The organism is Candidatus Pristimantibacillus lignocellulolyticus (assembly GCA_023639215.1).
In the GTDB taxonomy this organism is placed as follows: Bacteria; Bacillota; Bacilli; order Paenibacillales; family Paenibacillaceae; genus Pristimantibacillus; species Pristimantibacillus lignocellulolyticus.
The window spans coordinates 3014342-3031774 of sequence record CP097899.1 but is presented as its reverse complement, the minus strand read 5'-3'; the positions used below and the strand labels follow the sequence as shown (position 1 = coordinate 3031774).

At 37.2% G+C, this 17433-nt stretch carries 15 protein-coding genes and 1 pseudogene; 5 read left to right on the top strand and 11 right to left on the bottom strand.

What is annotated here, in order from left to right; genetic code table 11:
• The first annotated feature begins 226 nt into the window (after positions 1-226).
• The gene (locus NAG76_12770; GenBank protein URN96829.1) at positions 227-1186 is read left to right on the top strand and encodes a M23 family metallopeptidase; all 960 of its coding nucleotides are present in this window, start codon (positions 227-229) and stop codon (positions 1184-1186) included.
• A 108-nt stretch (positions 1187-1294) separates the two neighbouring features.
• On the opposite strand, the gene yunB is transcribed toward NAG76_12770, so the two are convergent.
• Complete coding sequence (gene yunB / locus NAG76_12765; GenBank protein ID URN92723.1) at positions 1295-2293, bottom strand: sporulation protein YunB; 999 nt, start codon at positions 2291-2293, stop codon at positions 1295-1297.
• A gap of 133 nt (positions 2294-2426) precedes the next feature.
• Positions 2427-3275: a sugar phosphate isomerase/epimerase gene (locus NAG76_12760; GenBank protein ID URN92722.1), complete on the bottom strand. Its 849-nt coding sequence runs from the start codon at positions 3273-3275 to the stop codon at positions 2427-2429.
• A 425-nt stretch (positions 3276-3700) separates the two neighbouring features.
• Here NAG76_12760 and NAG76_12755 point away from each other — a divergent pair, with 425 nt between their 5' ends.
• Positions 3701-3919: a hypothetical protein gene (locus tag NAG76_12755; GenBank protein ID URN96828.1), complete on the top strand. Its 219-nt coding sequence runs from the start codon at positions 3701-3703 to the stop codon at positions 3917-3919.
• A 391-nt stretch (positions 3920-4310) separates the two neighbouring features.
• Here the strand turns inward: NAG76_12755 and fetB are convergent, their stop codons facing one another.
• The 5 genes and pseudogenes from fetB to NAG76_12730 form a co-directional block, all read right to left on the bottom strand.
• Positions 4311-5063: an iron export ABC transporter permease subunit FetB gene (fetB, locus tag NAG76_12750; GenBank protein URN92721.1), complete on the bottom strand. Its 753-nt coding sequence runs from the start codon at positions 5061-5063 to the stop codon at positions 4311-4313.
• Positions 5060-5731, bottom strand: a pseudogene (locus NAG76_12745) (ATP-binding cassette domain-containing protein). Before NAG76_12745 ends, fetB begins: the two are co-directional and overlap by 4 nt.
• A 70-nt stretch (positions 5732-5801) precedes the next feature.
• Positions 5802-8057 carry an ATP-dependent helicase gene (locus NAG76_12740; protein ID URN92720.1) on the bottom strand — a complete coding sequence of 752 codons (2256 nt, stop codon included), beginning with the start codon at positions 8055-8057 and terminating at the stop codon, positions 5802-5804.
• A 112-nt stretch (positions 8058-8169) separates the two neighbouring features.
• Positions 8170-8922: a type I methionyl aminopeptidase gene (gene map, locus NAG76_12735; GenBank protein URN92719.1), complete on the bottom strand. Its 753-nt coding sequence runs from the start codon at positions 8920-8922 to the stop codon at positions 8170-8172.
• A gap of 93 nt (positions 8923-9015) precedes the next feature.
• Positions 9016-9507 (bottom strand): N-acetyltransferase family protein, encoded by a 492-nt coding sequence (locus NAG76_12730; protein ID URN92718.1) that lies wholly within the window; start codon positions 9505-9507, stop codon positions 9016-9018.
• Positions 9508-9733: 226 nt separating this feature from the next.
• On the opposite strand from NAG76_12730, the gene NAG76_12725 reads away from it, so the two are divergent.
• Positions 9734-10372 carry a hypothetical protein gene (locus NAG76_12725; GenBank protein URN92717.1) on the top strand — a complete coding sequence of 213 codons (639 nt, stop codon included), beginning with the start codon at positions 9734-9736 and terminating at the stop codon, positions 10370-10372.
• Positions 10373-10427: 55 nt separating this feature from the next.
• On the opposite strand, the gene NAG76_12720 is transcribed toward NAG76_12725, so the two are convergent.
• From NAG76_12720 to NAG76_12710, 3 genes are read right to left on the bottom strand one after another with little or no spacing between them, the layout of a single operon-like run.
• On the bottom strand, positions 10428-10973 hold the full coding sequence (locus tag NAG76_12720) for a chromate transporter (protein ID URN92716.1): 546 nt from the start codon (positions 10971-10973) through the stop codon (positions 10428-10430).
• Position 10974: 1 nt separating this feature from the next.
• On the bottom strand, positions 10975-11571 hold the full coding sequence (locus tag NAG76_12715; protein URN92715.1) for a chromate transporter: 597 nt from the start codon (positions 11569-11571) through the stop codon (positions 10975-10977).
• 3 nt (positions 11572-11574) lie between these two features.
• Positions 11575-12057: an Lrp/AsnC family transcriptional regulator gene (locus NAG76_12710; protein ID URN92714.1), complete on the bottom strand. Its 483-nt coding sequence runs from the start codon at positions 12055-12057 to the stop codon at positions 11575-11577.
• A gap of 364 nt (positions 12058-12421) precedes the next feature.
• Here NAG76_12710 and NAG76_12705 point away from each other — a divergent pair, with 364 nt between their 5' ends.
• A complete protein-coding gene (locus tag NAG76_12705; protein ID URN92713.1) occupies positions 12422-14017 on the top strand; it encodes a PucR family transcriptional regulator ligand-binding domain-containing protein in 1596 nt (531 codons plus the stop codon).
• A 54-nt stretch (positions 14018-14071) separates the two neighbouring features.
• Here NAG76_12705 and metE read toward each other — a convergent pair whose 3' ends face one another.
• Positions 14072-16366: a 5-methyltetrahydropteroyltriglutamate--homocysteine S-methyltransferase gene (metE, locus tag NAG76_12700; GenBank protein ID URN92712.1), complete on the bottom strand. Its 2295-nt coding sequence runs from the start codon at positions 16364-16366 to the stop codon at positions 14072-14074.
• 322 nt (positions 16367-16688) lie between these two features.
• Between metE and NAG76_12695 the strand changes: the two genes are divergently transcribed.
• Positions 16689-17432 (top strand): ABC transporter ATP-binding protein, encoded by a 744-nt coding sequence (locus tag NAG76_12695; GenBank protein ID URN92711.1) that lies wholly within the window; start codon positions 16689-16691, stop codon positions 17430-17432.
• Position 17433 lies beyond the last annotated feature (1 nt).

Here is a 17433-nt window from a genome sequence, read left to right as displayed (position 1 = left end):
AAGGGTACCTGCTTTCGAATACTTTTCTGTTGACGACATTGACATTATTATATCATATTTTTTGAAATAAAAAGACCCAATTCGATTAGAACTACTCTCCCCTCGGATATTTTTCATTATTTTCGAGAACTATATATAGCAACCAATCCTTGAAAGGATGATCACATTGTTCAAAATTCGCAGATTAACAGTTATTGTAATCATCTTCCTTTTCAGTTATGCTTCCATTCCGTCACATTCTACATATGCCGTTGAACCTGGAAAGCAATCAGATGAGGATATCTTTACACAGCGAATGCAACTATACGAAAGTATGTCCTTGCAGACAAATATAAGATGGCAATGGATTGCAGCGATCGATCAATATGAGCGAACCATATCTAAAGCTCGTCCTAAGGCTCGACCTAAACTTGGAAATGAAGTTGGAATATATGTTGATGAACTTGATTGGGTGGGAACACTTAATCCCGATCAAAACGATCAACATCCAAATTCCATACAATGGTTTGATGGGATTGGCAGAGATGGCAATAGTGATAACATCGTCTCAAGATACGATGATTCAGATCTGTTATATTCCGTGCTTTATGCTGTAAGTGAAAAAGGCACTTCAGACGAAGGAGTATCTATTGGATTGTGGGATTACTATCAAAATAGTAGAGCTGTCCAAAGAATACAACAATTCGAACGAATTTATAGCGAGTATAACAAGCTTGATTTGTTCGAACATGCCTTTCCTCTGCCTCTAGGTTCAATCTATGCTTATCGTGATACATGGGGGGCTGGTCGAGGTTGGGGTGGAAAACGAATCCATGAAGGTACTGATCTTTTTGCGGGATACGGAATAAATGTGAAAAGCACATGTTATGGCATAGTTGAGATTAAAGGTTGGAATCGCTATGGTGGTTGGCGAATTGGTATTCGCGACCTTAACAATCATTATCATTATTACGCCCATCTACAAGGGTTCTCAAAAGATCTAACGATAGGTCAAGTTGTAACTCCCGGTCAGGTCATTGGTTGGGTTGGTAGCTCTGGATATGGTAAACCTGGCACCTCGGGCAAATTCCCTCCGCATTTGCATTACGGCATCTATTCAGATCGTGGGTACATTGAATGGGCATTTGATCCATATCCGAGCTTAAAACGATGGGAAAATGAAGAGCGTAAGAGACTTCGCCAATAAGGTCAAGTCTCTTACGCTTTACTTTGTTTTTCTTCATCCTATGCTGTAGCAGAAAAAACTAATCATTATTGGAAAAGCGATTAGAAAAGTGTTTTGCTCTTAGAGCGGTTACGGAGTCTCGATCATGTTACCGTCTAATGGCGTCTGCGGGTGTTCCTCTTTTGTTCCACTTGAGATTCCTGCACCCTCTGAAAGTGGAACCGAAATATTTGGAGCTTGAGGGGCTGAATCGCCGACTGGCTTACCCGTACTATCGTAATAATACATAGGTACATCACCTACAACGAGCAAATATGAAATGGGTATTTCCGCTTCCACTAATTCTGGGTCAGTATCAAATGGAATAATGATTGAGATCTCTGTTATCACCTTAATGTATACCTCTACAAGTACCATATTTATAGCCGCATTTTTTTCTCTTGTATTTAATTCAACCTTTACAGCACCAAGTGGTTCAAATGTAACTGGTATTTTAGGTCCATAATTTGAGATTAATGCACTATTAAATGCATGGCCAATTGGAATATGCTCGGGAATTTCTTGAAGATCAGACAATGAATTTTGAACCGTCTCAATGGTTGCTGAAGTAATTTTCATATGCTCGGAGTAATTTAGCATGAACCCCGAAATTTTCCCATTGCTGTCCATCTTCCAATCAATAAGTTCCTCGGTCTGCGCTTGTTGTGCAACCTGTTCAGTAATCGCCTCATTAATGGCTTGCGTTGCAATTTGCTTTACCCTTATTTTCGCAACATGCATAAGTGGTTCTCTTAAATTCCGTTCTACGAAAACGAAGGTCGGAATCGTAATTACTAAAATAATAACAAGCACTACCATACTCGTTTTTTTGAATCCCCATTTTTTCTTCTGTTTTGTTGCATGTACTTTGACTGGTTGAGACATAAACCCCGTCAATCTTTTCGCAGGTTTCACTGTTTTGAAGTTCATCTGTTTCGTTGATTGAGGCGACGCATTCCATTCACCTATAGAGTTTTTCCTTTTCCATCCTTTAGTCTGAGATGAACTTCCTATTTGTAAGGAATCACTGATAGCTGTTAGTAATTCTGTCACATGCCATAGAACCCCTCTTTTCCCCCATTTAGCCACATCGGAACCTCCTTTGTACTAGCCTTATTATTCTTATGCTTCGGCCAGGCAAAAAAGAAGATTATCGTTTACTGGAAAATTAAGTAGGAGCATAGCTGATTAGCTATGCTCCTACTTAATTTATATTTTTTTGTTAAAGTAAAGATTTAATATAAGAAATATTGTGTTGTAGTAATGACTCCGTTGTTTGAGATAGACTGAAATCCTCCATACTCATCCAACCATCGTATCCGATCGCCTTCAACGCCTTAATTACATTAGGCCAATGTGCTGCTCCTTTATCAATAGCACTCCAATTTACTTTCCATGTGGAAGCATCAATACCATCTGAAGTTGACAATGCATATGTAGCATTTTTCACATGGACATGTGTTAAATAGTTACCGATGATTTCAAGCCCCATCTGGTAATTTTCATACCCCTCATGTACCATATTGCCTGGATCATAAATGATCCCGATATAATTAGGATCGAACCCTTCAACTAATCGATAAGCTGCTGATGCACTGCAAGCAATATTGCCATGATGTGTCTCAATAGAGCCCTTGACCTTATATTGTTGAGCTAATTGTTGCACTTGATCTAGATAAGCTCTACCATCAGCAAGACATTGCTGATACGATGTTGTGCCGTCATAAGATGGGACTCCAATGCGAATGGAAGGGGACCCTAATATTTGAGCAGCCTTCATCGCTTGCTCAGTTGCAGCCAAATCGCCACATTTAATATAAGAAGCAAGATTAGGTTGTGTAAGTCCGAATTGCTTACTCAAATTACCTATATACTCAAGGTGTTCAATCGTTGAGCTAGCAGGCACTGTTGAGAAATTATTCCCCCAAAATGATGGTGCTTCGCTCGATTTGGATTGATCAGGATCAATAAAACGCCACTCTACCCCGTCATATTGATTATCACGAAGCAGTTGCACCGTCTGCTCTAAATTACAATCAGGCATCATTACAGTAAATACTGAAAACTTCATTCTATCTCCTCCTAAAACTTTTATTATCTACTAGATATACTTCATTCGAATAAAAAGTGACATCGTTTCACCCATTACTATAGCGGAGAGATCTAATCATCGTTTTACCCACTACTGTAGCGGAGAGAACTAATCACTAGTGGAAAAGCGATAGCGTTCGTTTTTGTCCTCGGATTTATACAACTATGACCGATACGATAAATCCGAGGACAACGGCGATTGGAACAGTGATTTGTTCTCGGAGCGGACTCCGATTGGAACAGTCATTTGTTCTTTGTTCTTGGAGCGGGCTGGCAGTAGCTCCACTTGTAATAGCATATCACTTTGAAAATACATATACTTTTCTCTTATTGATCGCTTTTTCATTACAATTGATTATAATTGACTATATAAAGAAATTATTAACGCTCGAAAATGGAGGAAATATGGCATTACTATACCGTTTAATAACTGATGCTGATTTTCAAGAAGCATTAGATAAAGAAAAAAAAATTCGTGTCTTTCTAGATAATCAAATTATTGATAACAAAGCAATCATTGTTCGCTTTGATGAACAAAAGATTGTTACTCAGGCATCTGTTGGTGATATTACTTATCACCCTCGCCAAACATGTGAATTTTTCTTATTGAAAGCTAATAAGTAGTGTGCGGACGTTGCTCCAATCTGGGGGCGGGCACTGCTCAAACAGTACGTTGCTCCAATCGTAGGTGGACGCTGCTCAAACAGTACGTTGCTCCAATCGGCTTTTATACAAGGATTTATCGATTTTGTTAAGGTATAAATCCTTGTATAAGGCCGAACGCTACCGCTTTTCCACACCGACTGTTTGCTCCGCTACTTCGATGTATTTCACTACTATAATGCAATAATGAATTGGATAAAAAATGCCTAGCTTATTGGAATAGTACCCTTCCTCTAAGCTAGGCATTTTTCATTTTGAACAAACATTGATACAGAATAACAGAATCGACTATCTTGTGTTTAGTTTCGATGCGTATTTGTAGCTTATGGAGAACATGTAAGCTGTACTTTCACTAGATGTTTTTTTGTAGCCGTAAGTCTTTAGTTAATACGCTTTTATGAAATAACATACTTAATATAATACTCATTAATGCAGCTGCACCTGTATGTGTGAATAGAATCAATAGTTGATACTTAACTGCTTCGATTGGGCTTGCTCCGGCAATGATCATTCCGGTCATCATTCCAGGTAATTGAACTAAGCCGACAGTTTTGAGACTGTCGATTGTAGGTATCATACTGAATTTTACAGAACGAGCAAGTAGGCTTTGAAGTGCTTGTTTGCCATTAGCTCCAAGTGCGAGTAAAGTTTCTATTTCTCCGCGAGATGCTTCTACCTCTCGTTTCAATTGAGTAAGAAATAAACTAGACACAACCATTGCATTACCGATTGTCATCCCGCTAAGTGGAATAATATATTGCGCAGTAGGCTCAATAATATTCATGCCAAGTAAGATCAACATAACAAATATCTCTATAATAAAAATGCATAAAGCTATTTTCCACATTGCTCCGCGAAACTCTTTACCTCGCTTGGCGCCATGATGAGCTGCTACTAAAATCATAATGCTAATAATCGCAAAAAATAACCATATATTTTCCGTAGCAAATACATAATTGAGAATATATCCAATAGCAATAAGCTGAATACTTGCCCGTATTGTGCCAATAAATATATCTTTCTCTAGCAACAGTTTTTTCTTCATTGAAATAAGTATCGTTACGGCAATGAATAGTAGAGTGAAACTTAAACTTATTATGCTCATGAGGAAGATTGCTCCTGACAACTCGTCACTTGATGCTGCGAAAAATACCATTGCTCACTGCTAACCCGCTTCACTTGATCAGGGTCATGAGATATCCAAATGAATGAACCATTTGTTTCCTCAACCCATTGGAGCAATAATGACTCAACTAGATTGCGATTATGTGTATCCAATGAGCCCGTCACTTCATCTAGCAATAATACCTTTGGTTCTAACAGTAATCCACGAATGAGGGCAAGTCGCTGCTTCTCTCCTCCCGAAAGACTTTCAGCTGAAGTTAGCCAATCCATATGATGAAGTCCACATTGGTTCATCAATTGTTCTGCTTTTTGCTGTTGAAAATTTCTTCCATGAAGTAAGCTTGGCAACTGTAAATTATCTTTAACTGTACCTGGCAACATAACGGCATGCTGTGCTACATAATGAATCTGTTGTCTTCATTGCATAACATCGCATTGAGAGGCTTCGACATTATGCCAAAATAACTGTCCGCTGCTCGGAGTATCTAATCGAGCTATTATTCTCAATAAGCTAGTTTTCCCTTGTCCGGACTCGCCTGTGCAACAGATTCGATGCCCATCTGCAATATTGGCACAAACATTTTGAAATAATTGCTTCTCCGAGACATCATCATGAAAGCTTTTACTAATATTTCTTAGTTCAAGCATTACTGTCACTCATCCACCTACTCCATCCTCTTTTATCAGTTCTCTTGTATAATTGGAGCCACTCTAGTAGCTAAACATTTAATAGCTTCTGTTCTTTTGGTAATTCTAATAGTCCTTGAGTAATGCACATTTCTACTTGCAGTGTTTTCAAACCATGCTTTACAAAATTAATTCTAATTTTTGGTGTTTGAACTTCTTCTATCGTACCCTCACCAAATTGTTCATGAATAATGACAATTCCCGTTTCTAACACATTAGCGTCTGTAATTGCATTTACATTTATCTTCTTAACACTTTTAACAGTGCTAAATTGTGTAATCGTCGACGATTGATGATTCACAATATGATCCAGCTTCTGCTGAATCTGCGAAGAGAATGTTTGCTCCAACATCATCGGCAATAAATTTTGAATTCCTTTTACCGCTTGGACAAACTCAGATGATTTTGCCCGCTCATTTTGCCACTTTTGCACAGTCATTAAATGCAGGCTATGCCTTGCTCTCGTCATTCCAACATAGAATAATCGAGTGGCTTCTTCCATTAATTCTGCACTATCTTGATCTGTGCGTGATGGAATAACTTGTTGGACTAGATCCATCATATAGACGATGTTGAATTCTAATCCCTTTGCGCTATGTAGCGTCGACAATGTTACAACAGCTTCTCGTTTTTTATTTTTAGCTTGTTTTTGAGCTTGCTCAAGTTGCTTTAATCTATTCGCAAACTGTTCCAGTGTTTGTTGCCCTTCTGCTATTCCTTCTAAGCTGTTAAGAATACTCATTAAGTATTCCTTACGAAAACCTAATCGTTCACATAATCCAACAATTGCTTTATCATAACCTAGATCATTGCGAATAAGACGAATCGCTTCTACAGGATTTACATCACGAAGTGATTGTACCGTTTGCTGAGCACGGATAATGAGTTCAGGTTGGTAGTCATTTAATTTCACTTTGGCAAGTAACAATTCAAAAATAGATTCCTGCTCATGCAATTGTTTGCATTGTAGTATTTGTTGTTTCGATAAGTATACGTTCATTTTCATCGCCAACTTCTCGAAAATATCCATTCTACGATCGGTATAGCTTAATCTCATAAAATTCAAAATATCTTCGACTACCCAATGAGAGAAGAAACGATCATCTCCATCCTTCATATAGAATGGAATTCCTCTACGATCGAGTTCATTAACAAGCATAATAGATGAATAATGATTACGATATAATACGGCAACTTCTTGTAACTGATCAGACCGCTGCAATGCATCGGCGATATAGTTAATTTCTTCTTGTACAGTTGGGAAATCATGAATATGAATGAGTTCTCTGGCGGGATTTTTAGTAAACATATGTTTAGCATATCGATTATGATTTTTCCGGATAAATTGATTCGCTACTGTTACGATTTCTTGAGAAGAACGATAGTTTTGCTCCATATACATAATTTCAGCTGAATGATAATGCTCCTTGAACGACAGCAGATAAGATGGTTCTGCTCCCCTCCAGCTATAGATCGATTGATCATCATCGGCAACGACACAAATATTATGATGATCCTCTACAAGTAATGCAATAATATGATGTTGAATAAGTGAAGTATCTTGACTTTCATCAGTTAACATAAAGCGATATCTTCGTTTATACATATTTCGTATAGCAAGATCTTCTCTTAATGTCTTCTCGGCGTAGACAAGCATATCATCAAAATCTAGTAATAATTTTTGTTGCGATTGCTTAAATTGTTCATACATACGTAAGAGCTCGTCCGCCTGTTTCACTTTACAAGGTATATGATTCCATTGCTCCTGCGGGATCATTTTATTTTTCACATAGCTTATATATGTCAACAATTCATCAAGTAATTCGTCTTTCATTTTTTCGTGAAATAACTTTTCATACAATTGGCGTAATATTATATTTTTATGAAGTCTAGTTTCTTGCTCTTCTAGTTCTTCATCCGCTTTGTTGTCATAACCATCGATCACTTCATAAGATATCCCCTGTTTCCGTAATCCTTGTATAACAATTTCAAATGCAAGACTATGGATCGTAGAAAATTTCACTTTAGGTAGTTCAGGGAAAAACCGCTCATAGCGTAAGCTCATATCACGAGCAGACGCTTTGCTGAAACTAACTGCAATTATTTGGTGCGCTTGAACTTTATGATAGCTAACGAGATATCCGATTCGCATAATAATGGTAGTCGTCTTTCCTGATCCAGGTGATGCAAGTAATAATAATGGACCTTGAAAATGCTCAACAGCTTTTTGTTGAACGTCGTTAAGTTGTACCAAATCTTTATATTGTTGCAAAAATGCGTGTAACATAGGCACCTCATATTTATTCTTTAAGACTATAGTTTATTCATTCCATAAAACTGAATAATGCCCGTAACATATCAGTCCCAAATTGAATGGCATGATATGCTCGGGCATTATATTAAGTTTGTTTTGTAATTAGAAATGGTCCATCTGCTGTAATGGCAAGTGTATGCTCGTATTGAGCCGATAAGCTACCATCTACCGTTCTAGCCGTCCAGCCATCAGAATCTACTTTAGCATGGTATTTACCGATATTAAGCATCGGTTCAATCGTAAGAACCATACCCTCTTTCAAGCGTGTACCTCTACCCGCTGGTCCATAATGAGGAACTTGTGGCTCTTCATGCATCTCAGATCCGATACCGTGACCAATAAAGTCACGTACGACTGAGAAACCTTCAGCCTCAGCATAAACTTGTATCGCATTTGAAATATCACCAATACGATTACCGATAACTGCTTTCTCAATCCCTTTATACATAGATTCTTTCGTAACATCTAGTAATTTTTGCGTTAGTGGTGCAACTTCACCTACACCGTATGACCATGCAGAATCTGCTAGCCAACCATTAAGATTAACTACCATATCTACCGTTACGATATCGCCATCTTTCAAGATCATTTCCTTACTAGGAAAACCGTGACAGATCACATCGTTAACAGATGCACATGTTGCGAAAGGGTATCCATGGTAACCCTTTTGTTCTGGTGTAGCTCCATGATCTAACATGAATTTTTCAGCAAATTTATCAATTTCCATCGTACTTATACCTGGTTTAATCATTTTTGCGATTTCTTTATGACAAGCAGCTAGAATTTCTCCTGCTTGCTTCATCTTCATAATTTCTTCCATTGTTTTAATGACAATCATCTGTATCCCACTTTTCTTTCTTATTATGTCCTCTTCTTACTATATCACATTTACAGTAATTGATGAGCCTTTGCAACGACTTTGTCACTTGATTCACCATAATAACTTCTGATAATAACATACATCCAAGTACCGATCGAATTTATAAGCAACTTGCGAAATGATACCTTTCAATTGATACTCTTTCCTAGTAAATGCAGCGATACTGCTTTCATTTTCAGTGCAAATGACTGCAATTAACGTGTGGAAACCGTTCGCTCGAGCTTGCTCTTCAATAAATTCAAGCGCTTGACTACCAATGCCACGTCTACCGTAACGAACATCAAGATAGATTGTTACTTCTGCCGTGCGATAACAAGCGTGTTTTTGGATAAATGGAGATAGAAGTACATATCCAATAACATCATTACTGTCCTTAATGGCATATGAACAGAATCGCTCATCGTCATGCATCGTTAATTTTTTTATTTTGTCGATAGTTGCGGGCTCTAAGTCAAATGATACTGTTGTAGTTTTAACATATTCATTATAAATGTTACGTATATATTGAAGATGGTTTATCGTTATTGGTTCAAACTGGATCACTTATATTACTCCTTAATTATGTTGTTCATTTCCGGGCATATTAATGCTAGATGTGGTGACCTAATTACTAATTAATAATATACCTTTTTATTAATTTCATCTAATAATCAAATTTTATAGTTGAAAGTCAAAAATTTCAAGGTGTTATGTATAGCTTTTACAGTATAATGTATGCTTGAGTGTTTAAAGAAACTCGAAGTCATCAATTCAACAGGAGCTAACAAACGTGAAACAAAACAAAATTGGAATAATCATCGGTATTATTAGTATAGCAGCATTTTTAACCTTATTGATTGCAACAATCGTATTTGCCAATAAAGTATTGGAAGACGAAAAGCAAAAAACTGCTTATTATGCTGATTTATATGGCTTGACAGAAGAACTTGATGAGACAAATAATGTGCCCATCAAATTCCCGTCTCAGGAGTATCTAATTGATCAAGGATCTAAAGGGTACAACGCCATAAAGGAATTAAGGGTACTCCATTCTCAATCTGATTACTTTCTCATGGGTGGACGACTTGATCATTACACCTCCGACGCTGACGAGCTATGGTCAAAAATTATAGAGTCCGCCTTCCTCCAGCAATCTGAATACGAAAGTATTCGGGACAATTTATTAGATGAAGCAGACTTCACTAAAGATATGAACAATATGATCTCTTTACTGAATATTGCTACCAAGCAACGAAGTCTTGATGCACTACGCTATATGCATCGTATTCTTCATGATATTGATCTATATGGTTTCACTGCTCAAGGGGTAACACCAACAGGATATTGGGGGGCTACTCACACAGTACCATCTAGCAATAACTCCCAACTTAATGAGATCACTGCATTTATTGAGAAACATACGCTTTAATCATAACTAAAGAGCCAAAGAACGGTTGATTGCAATCGTTCTTTGGCTCTTTTACTTAGAAATACGGTAATATAATGCCACCATAAGCAAAAGCTACTAAAATAACAATCGCTGGATGAATCTTCCTTAACTGCATTGCCCAAAAGGCTATGGCAGCTATAATAAGAGATTGCATCCAACCTATACTCTCTATTGAGCTTTGACCCATTTCCCAAGTAAGAACTAACATCATAATCGCAATGACAGGTTGAACAAGTAGTGCAATTCCCTTTACTACATTAGATTGGCGATGCTTTTGTAGCACTCTCAACAATAATATAAGAGCAACTGCAGAAGGAACAATCGTTGCCATTAAAGCAATAATCGTCCCTAGTACACCACCTACATCATAACCAACAAATGCAGCAATCTTCGTAGCGATTGGTCCTGGTAGAGCATTACCAAGTGCTAGTATATTAGAAAACTCTGTGGGAGTTGACCATGCATAATTCGTAACCACTTCACGATACATTAACGGAATTGATGCTGGTCCTCCTCCGTACCCGAGCACATTTGCAACAAAAAAACCAATAAATAACCAAACTAATTCTAACCAATCCACACTATGTATCTCCTCTCTGTTGTCGTTTCGCCTTCCACTTCGACATTATACGGAAATGTACAGTACCATAAGATAGAAATACTATAATAACGATAGCAGGATGAATTTCGATCACTTGTAATAATAAAAATGCCAGAACGAAAGATACTATACCTAGATAAATCCCAAGCCCTTTAACTGCTTTTTGTCCGAATTCATACATCATTACACCGAGCATAACAGCTACAACTGGAATAACTGCACTAATCATCCCTTGAATGATAGGTGACGCACTTAAGAAATACACGCCTGACATTAATAGAATCATCGCTAAGCTAGAAGGGAGAATATGACCAAGTACAGCAACCACTGCACCCTTCACACCCTTTATACGATAACCCAAATAGGCAGCAATCTTAGTAGCGATCGGACCTGGCAAAGCATTAGCTATAGCTAATATCTCACCGAACTCATCATCATTAATCCATTGGTATGTCTTTACTGCTTCATGCCGAATTAATGGTATGACAGAAGGTCCTCCACCGAAACCGACAATTCCTGTCTTCATCATGCCCCACATCAGCTGTATATAAGGGCGACTTTTTTGCTTTTCCTTCATTAATTATAACCTCATTCCCATGCGACTCTTGTATCGATTAATAAGTAGTTGACAGTCTACACTCATAATTCCTGGCAACACATACAGCTTCTCCTTCATAAAGCGATCCATTTCTTCATTATTTCGAAATAGTCCATGCATATGTAATTTACTAGGACCAGTCATATGATACAAACTTGTTACAACTGGTTCCTCAGATAATTGATCCGCCACTTCATGTAAATGTTTGGGTTCTACCTCTACATTAAAAAATGCAGAGACCTGTATACCTACTTTCTCTGGATTAATGACAGCAGTAAATCGTTCAATTACTCCTTGTTCTATTAGTGTATTGACTCTGCCTTGCACCGCAACACGAGATAACCCTATCGTCTTCGCTAGCTCTGTGTAAGATATTCTCCCGTTCAGATTGAGCTCTGAGATGATTTTTCTATCTATTTCATCAATATTTATGTTTCCACGCTCACTTTTTTGTTGATTATTCATTTCCCAACTCCTCCTCGCCTTCTTCATAACATGTACAAATAGATTGAACTTTTATCATTTCACTTACGATATGTATAAATATAGACCTAAATCTTTATTTTTTACAACATAATTTTAGAATTAGTTTACGAATATGTTATCGAAGGAAGCAAAAGCTGTTATGCGAATAAATATTTTTATCTGAAATTAATTTACTTATAACCAACCTATCCTCTATTGTTAATATAACTAACACTATTTTAGATATATATATGAATATCGGCTTACTTTTTGTATAAACACACAATGAGAATAAAATTATTATCGACTTTTTATGTAATATGTTATATTTTATTACATATAGAGTTAAAGGAGGGATACCCCTATGAATCTCACCATAGAAGAAGCTCTCCAAAATTATCCATTATCTAGAGCGAGAATAGTTGCAGGAGCGGAAGGCTTGAATCGAGTGATTAAATCTGTTAATACGATGGACGCTCCTGATGTAACGGATTGGATTAAAGCTGGGGAAATGGTGTTCACTACTGCATTTGCAATTAAAGATACTCCTGAAGACTTTTTAAATTTGTTACAAAAACTCAATGATAGTAATGCAGCGGGATTAGGTATTAAATTGGGTCGATATTGGAATGAAATCCCACAAATTGTTATCAATGAAGCTAATCGATTACATTTTCCATTATTAGAATTACCTTACGAATTCACATTTGCCGATCAAATGAGTGCTCTAATAGAAATGGAAATCGAAAAAAATACTCGTCCACTTCAAGATGCACTAACTATTCAGAAAAATCTCGTTAGATTTGCATTACAACCTGGGGATTCAGAACACTATTTTGAACGTATTGGTGAGATTCTATCTCATCCAATCGCTATCATTGGTACAAGAGGGCAAATACTTTACAATACTTGCAGTTGGTCAGAAGAAGAGATACTTAAGGATTGGCCTTGGAACCCGCGGTATACTAAAAAGCGCGCTACAAACGGATGGATCTGTGCAGTTCCATTACTGCAAGAGGAAAATTGCATTGGCTACTTGCTCATTATGCCTGACAACTCAAATACCATTCAAAAAGAAGAGGTATTGTTCCATCAAGCAGCTGAAATATTATCGTTCCATATGGATCGTTTTCAAGACGACTATCAGTCTATTGACAGTTATCATTGGACATTAGCCATCGATCGATATCTCCAACGCAAAATATCACCAGAACAATTTTTAGAACAAACTCGCGCTTTGCAGGCTCAAACTCAGGAAATTGCTTATATTTGCATTAAAACTGTCGTTAGCTCACATCAACTCTATTCCCTCTCTAAGGATTTGCGCAAATTAAGGAGAGAGCTAATTTATCATCCTTATCTACAACATAAGAAATGCTATCACCTTTTTCACAATGAACATATGATTTCGATAATTACTTTGCCGGAACAAGAAAGAAAACAGCTTACGATTATCGACTTTTCAGATCAAATAAGTTCGGTATTCGAAGAACTTCTACATGATAACGACCCAGCTGAACTTCGATGCTACATTAGTAAACCAAAATATAATTTAGCTGATATACTCGCTGCAAAAGATGAATGTGAACATGCTGAGCACCTCAGCGAAAAACTCAATTTATCCCGTAAAATAACCCTTTTTTCTAATTTAGAATTCAACTATATTTTCCAACACATTCCTGCAACTGTACTATCTCAATTCAGCACAAATTTACTTCGTCCCTTATTGGACAAAAATGTTGAGTATTCCACAGAAATGATAAAAACATTGGATACCTTTCTAGAACATGAAGCGAATGTAACTGAAACAGCACAAGCACTCTATGTCCATCGTAACACTGTATTGTATCGTCTTGATAAAGCAAGCGAATTATTAGAGATAGATTTGAAAAAAGTTAGTCATCTTATGCAACTCAAATTAGCTTTACTATTTAGAAAGTTAGCGAAAGATTCTAATTAAAAATAGGAAATGCCGAGTGTAGGGCATCTATATTCCCTACACTCGGCATTTTACTTAATTTATCGTTTGCAATTGTAGCTTTTCTCTCGCCTCTATTGTAGCTGTAACCATATTACGCAGTGCATCAATTGTTTCAACTTCTTTACGTGTCTTAAGTCCACAATCTGGGTTAATCCAGAAAATTTTCGGACTAAGTACTTGAAGCGCACGGTCAATCATCGTTGTCATTTCTGCTACCGCTGGTACTCGTGGACTATGAATATCATATACACCAAGTCCAATACCTTGCGGATACGTATTCTCTTCAAAACTACCAATTAATTCACCATGGCTACGAGATGTCTCGATAGAGATAACATCGGCATCCATAGACTCAATCGAAGCGATCATGTCATGGAAATCACAATAACACATATGAGTATGAATTTGTGTCGTTGCTTGCACTGAACAAGTAGTCATACGGAAAGCTCTAATCGACCAATCCAAATATGCTTGTTGCTCTGTAGATTTTAGTGGTAACCCTTCTCTCACTGCAGGTTCATCTACTTGAATAATTGGAATACCTGCTGCTTCTAAAGCTTCAACTTCTTGACGTAATGCATAAGCTAGTTGATAAGCAATCTCTTCTCTGGCAATATCTTGTCTAACAAATGACCAGTTCATAATCGTAATTGGTCCTGTCAGCATCCCTTTTACAGGTTTTTCTGTTTGCTCTTGCGCATATACCGTTTCTTTCAATGTCATCGGCTTAATAAATGTTACATCTCCGTAGATTACAGGAGGCTTAACACAACGAGAACCATAAGACTGTACCCAGCCATTTTTCGTAAATACGAATCCACCTAATTTCTCTCCGAAAAACTCAACCATATCCGTACGCTCAAATTCACCATGAACGAGCACATCGAGTCCAAGCTGCTCTTGAATCGTAATCCAGCGATCAATTTCTGCCTCGATAAATGCGTTGTAACGTTCTTCGTTCCATTCCCCTTTACGCCATAACTGTCTAGCTTGACGAACTTCTAGCGATTGTGGGAAACTTCCGATTGTCGTTGTTGGTAGAATTGGAAGCTCTAATTTCTGTTGTTGTTCATCGTAACGGTTAACAAAAGGAACAGCACGTTGTAGACCAGTTTTTTTCAAGTCGTCAATCGTGGCGTATACTTGTTGTTGATTACGTTGCTCTAAATTATTGAATAATGCAAATGCAACTTTGTCTTGTTCAATTTGAGTCAAGTATCCAATATCCACACAATTAATTGCTTGCGTTAATTGAACAATTTCTACTAATTTCTCATCTGCATATGCCATTACATTGCGAATAACTTCTGGTAATGTATCTTCACGATTTAGACTCACAGGGACATGTAATAGGCTGCATGAAGATTGTACCCATAATTGTTCATCTCCCACTTGCTCTTTCAACAATTGAAGGAGTTGGTGCTGCTCTGATAGATTAGCCTTCCAAATATTTCGCCCGTCAATAACACCTGCACCTAATACTTTATTTGCTGGGAATCCGAACTGTTTGATATGTTGAAGATTTTGCTTTGCCCCATGTACAAAGTCAAGTCCGATACCCGCTACTGGCAATTGGACAATCTCTTCATAACGTTCAACACTTTCAAAATACGTTTGCAGCATAATTTGTAATTTCGGTGCCGCTTGAGCTAATACGTTATAGATGTTCTGTATTGTAGCAAGATCCTCGTCAGATAGTTGTTGAACAAATGCCGGTTCATCAACTTGAACCCACTGTACTCCAGCTTGTTCAAGCTGTTGTAAGATTTGTATATATAATGGAAGAAGTTTTTCAATCCACGTCTTAAATTGATCAGCCTTATATCCCTTAGATAGCTTCACGAATGTAAATAACCCTAACAACACAGGTTTACTCTCTATATTCAAATGTTTTTTTGCTTCTTGATAAGCAATTAGTGGACGGTTTACCGTTAATTGCGGCTCTATATTTCCAAGTTCAGGTACGATGTAATGATAATTCGTATTGAACCATTTAGTCATTTCACTTGCAGTAGCATCCTTCGAACCACGAGCGATTTCATAGTAAAGCTGTGTTGAAACTTCGCCGCCTTTATAGTTGAAACGCTGTGGAATTAAACCAAGCATAGTTGAAGTATCAAGCACTTGGTCATATAAACTGAAATCATTTACTGGAATAAGATCAATGCCCGTCTCTTTCTGTTTACTAAGATGTTGCAGACGAATTTCTTGTAACTGACTTAGTAATTGTTGTTCATTAATTTGTTCATTCCAAAAACTTTCTAATGCCTTTTTCCATTGACGTTGTTCCCCAATACGTGGATAACCAAGTATACTACTTTTCACCATTACAATCGCTCCCTTAAATTCATTTGATTTAAGAGTATCATGTTGTTCATATTATAAATAATTCTGAAAAGCTATATTTAGATATAGCTTTTACCTATAACAAAACTTTGCGAAACGTGTAGTAATTAATCCACTTTTTGCAAGTTCAATGGACTCGAATATCTATTACTGTCTCGCAAAGCTGAAACATATCGATGATAGTTACGTATACAGACTTACAAAACAGATTTTACCATTAATAGAAATTACAATTGCGTTGTACGATGCCTATTAATCTTAGTTATGACAATATACATTATCATACGTAATGGAGGAGTTTTGTATGGAATCAAGTTCAAGTAAAACTAAACTTATATTAGATGTTAATATCACTGAGGCCGGATATGAAACGGATGTTGCAACCATATCTAATGTTTCAATTCAAATCCACCCAGGTGAACTAGTAGGTTTAATCGGTCCTAATGGCGCAGGGAAAAGCACTACGATTAAAACCATCATGGATATTACACCTTACCACCTTGGACATGTTAATATTGGCGGTCAATCTGGCACTTACGCATACGTCCCAGAACAACCAATCTACTATGAATATTTCACATTATGGGAGCATTTGTGGTTTGTAGCATCTGTTAATGGCATCGAAGAAACTGACTTTGAACAACGTGCAGAAGAACTTTTAATAAAATTCAAACTTATAGATCAGAAACATCATTACCCAAGCAGCTTTTCCAAAGGAATGAAGCAGAAACTTATGCTTATTCTCGCATTCCTATTACAACCAGATTTATATATTGTAGATGAACCATTTGTCGGCCTCGATCCACAAGCTACGATTGATTTCTTGGCGCTGCTTGATGATGCAAGAGCTCAAGGTGCTGGTGTACTGATGAGTACCCATATGCTTGATACTGCCGAACGAAGATGTGACTCATTTGTACTAATTCATCAAGGAAAAGTTGTCGCTAGCGGAACTTTAGCTGAAATAATTAAGGTTGCAAATCTAGATCAACAAGCTACTTTATTTGATTGTTTTCATACGTTAACTACGGATGTGATCTCTTGCTGAC

What these genes read in the sequence shown, in the direction of transcription:
- NAG76_12760 (URN92722.1), bottom strand. Translation starts at nt 3,275, where the DNA reads ATGAAGTTTTCAGTATTTACTGTAATGATGCCTGATTGTAATTTAGAG.
- NAG76_12755 (URN96828.1), top strand. Translation starts at nt 3,701, where the DNA reads ATGGCATTACTATACCGTTTAATAACTGATGCTGATTTTCAAGAAGCA.
- fetB (URN92721.1), bottom strand. Translation starts at nt 5,063, where the DNA reads ATGAGCATAATAAGTTTAAGTTTCACTCTACTATTCATTGCCGTAACG.
- NAG76_12740 (URN92720.1), bottom strand. Translation starts at nt 8,057, where the DNA reads ATGTTACACGCATTTTTGCAACAATATAAAGATTTGGTACAACTTAAC.
- map (URN92719.1), bottom strand. Translation starts at nt 8,922, where the DNA reads ATGATTGTCATTAAAACAATGGAAGAAATTATGAAGATGAAGCAAGCA.
- NAG76_12715 (URN92715.1), bottom strand. Translation starts at nt 11,571, where the DNA reads ATGAAGGAAAAGCAAAAAAGTCGCCCTTATATACAGCTGATGTGGGGC.
- NAG76_12710 (URN92714.1), bottom strand. Translation starts at nt 12,057, where the DNA reads ATGAATAATCAACAAAAAAGTGAGCGTGGAAACATAAATATTGATGAA.
- NAG76_12705 (URN92713.1), top strand. Translation starts at nt 12,422, where the DNA reads ATGAATCTCACCATAGAAGAAGCTCTCCAAAATTATCCATTATCTAGA.
- metE (URN92712.1), bottom strand. Translation starts at nt 16,366, where the DNA reads ATGGTGAAAAGTAGTATACTTGGTTATCCACGTATTGGGGAACAACGT.
- NAG76_12695 (URN92711.1), top strand. Translation starts at nt 16,689, where the DNA reads ATGGAATCAAGTTCAAGTAAAACTAAACTTATATTAGATGTTAATATC.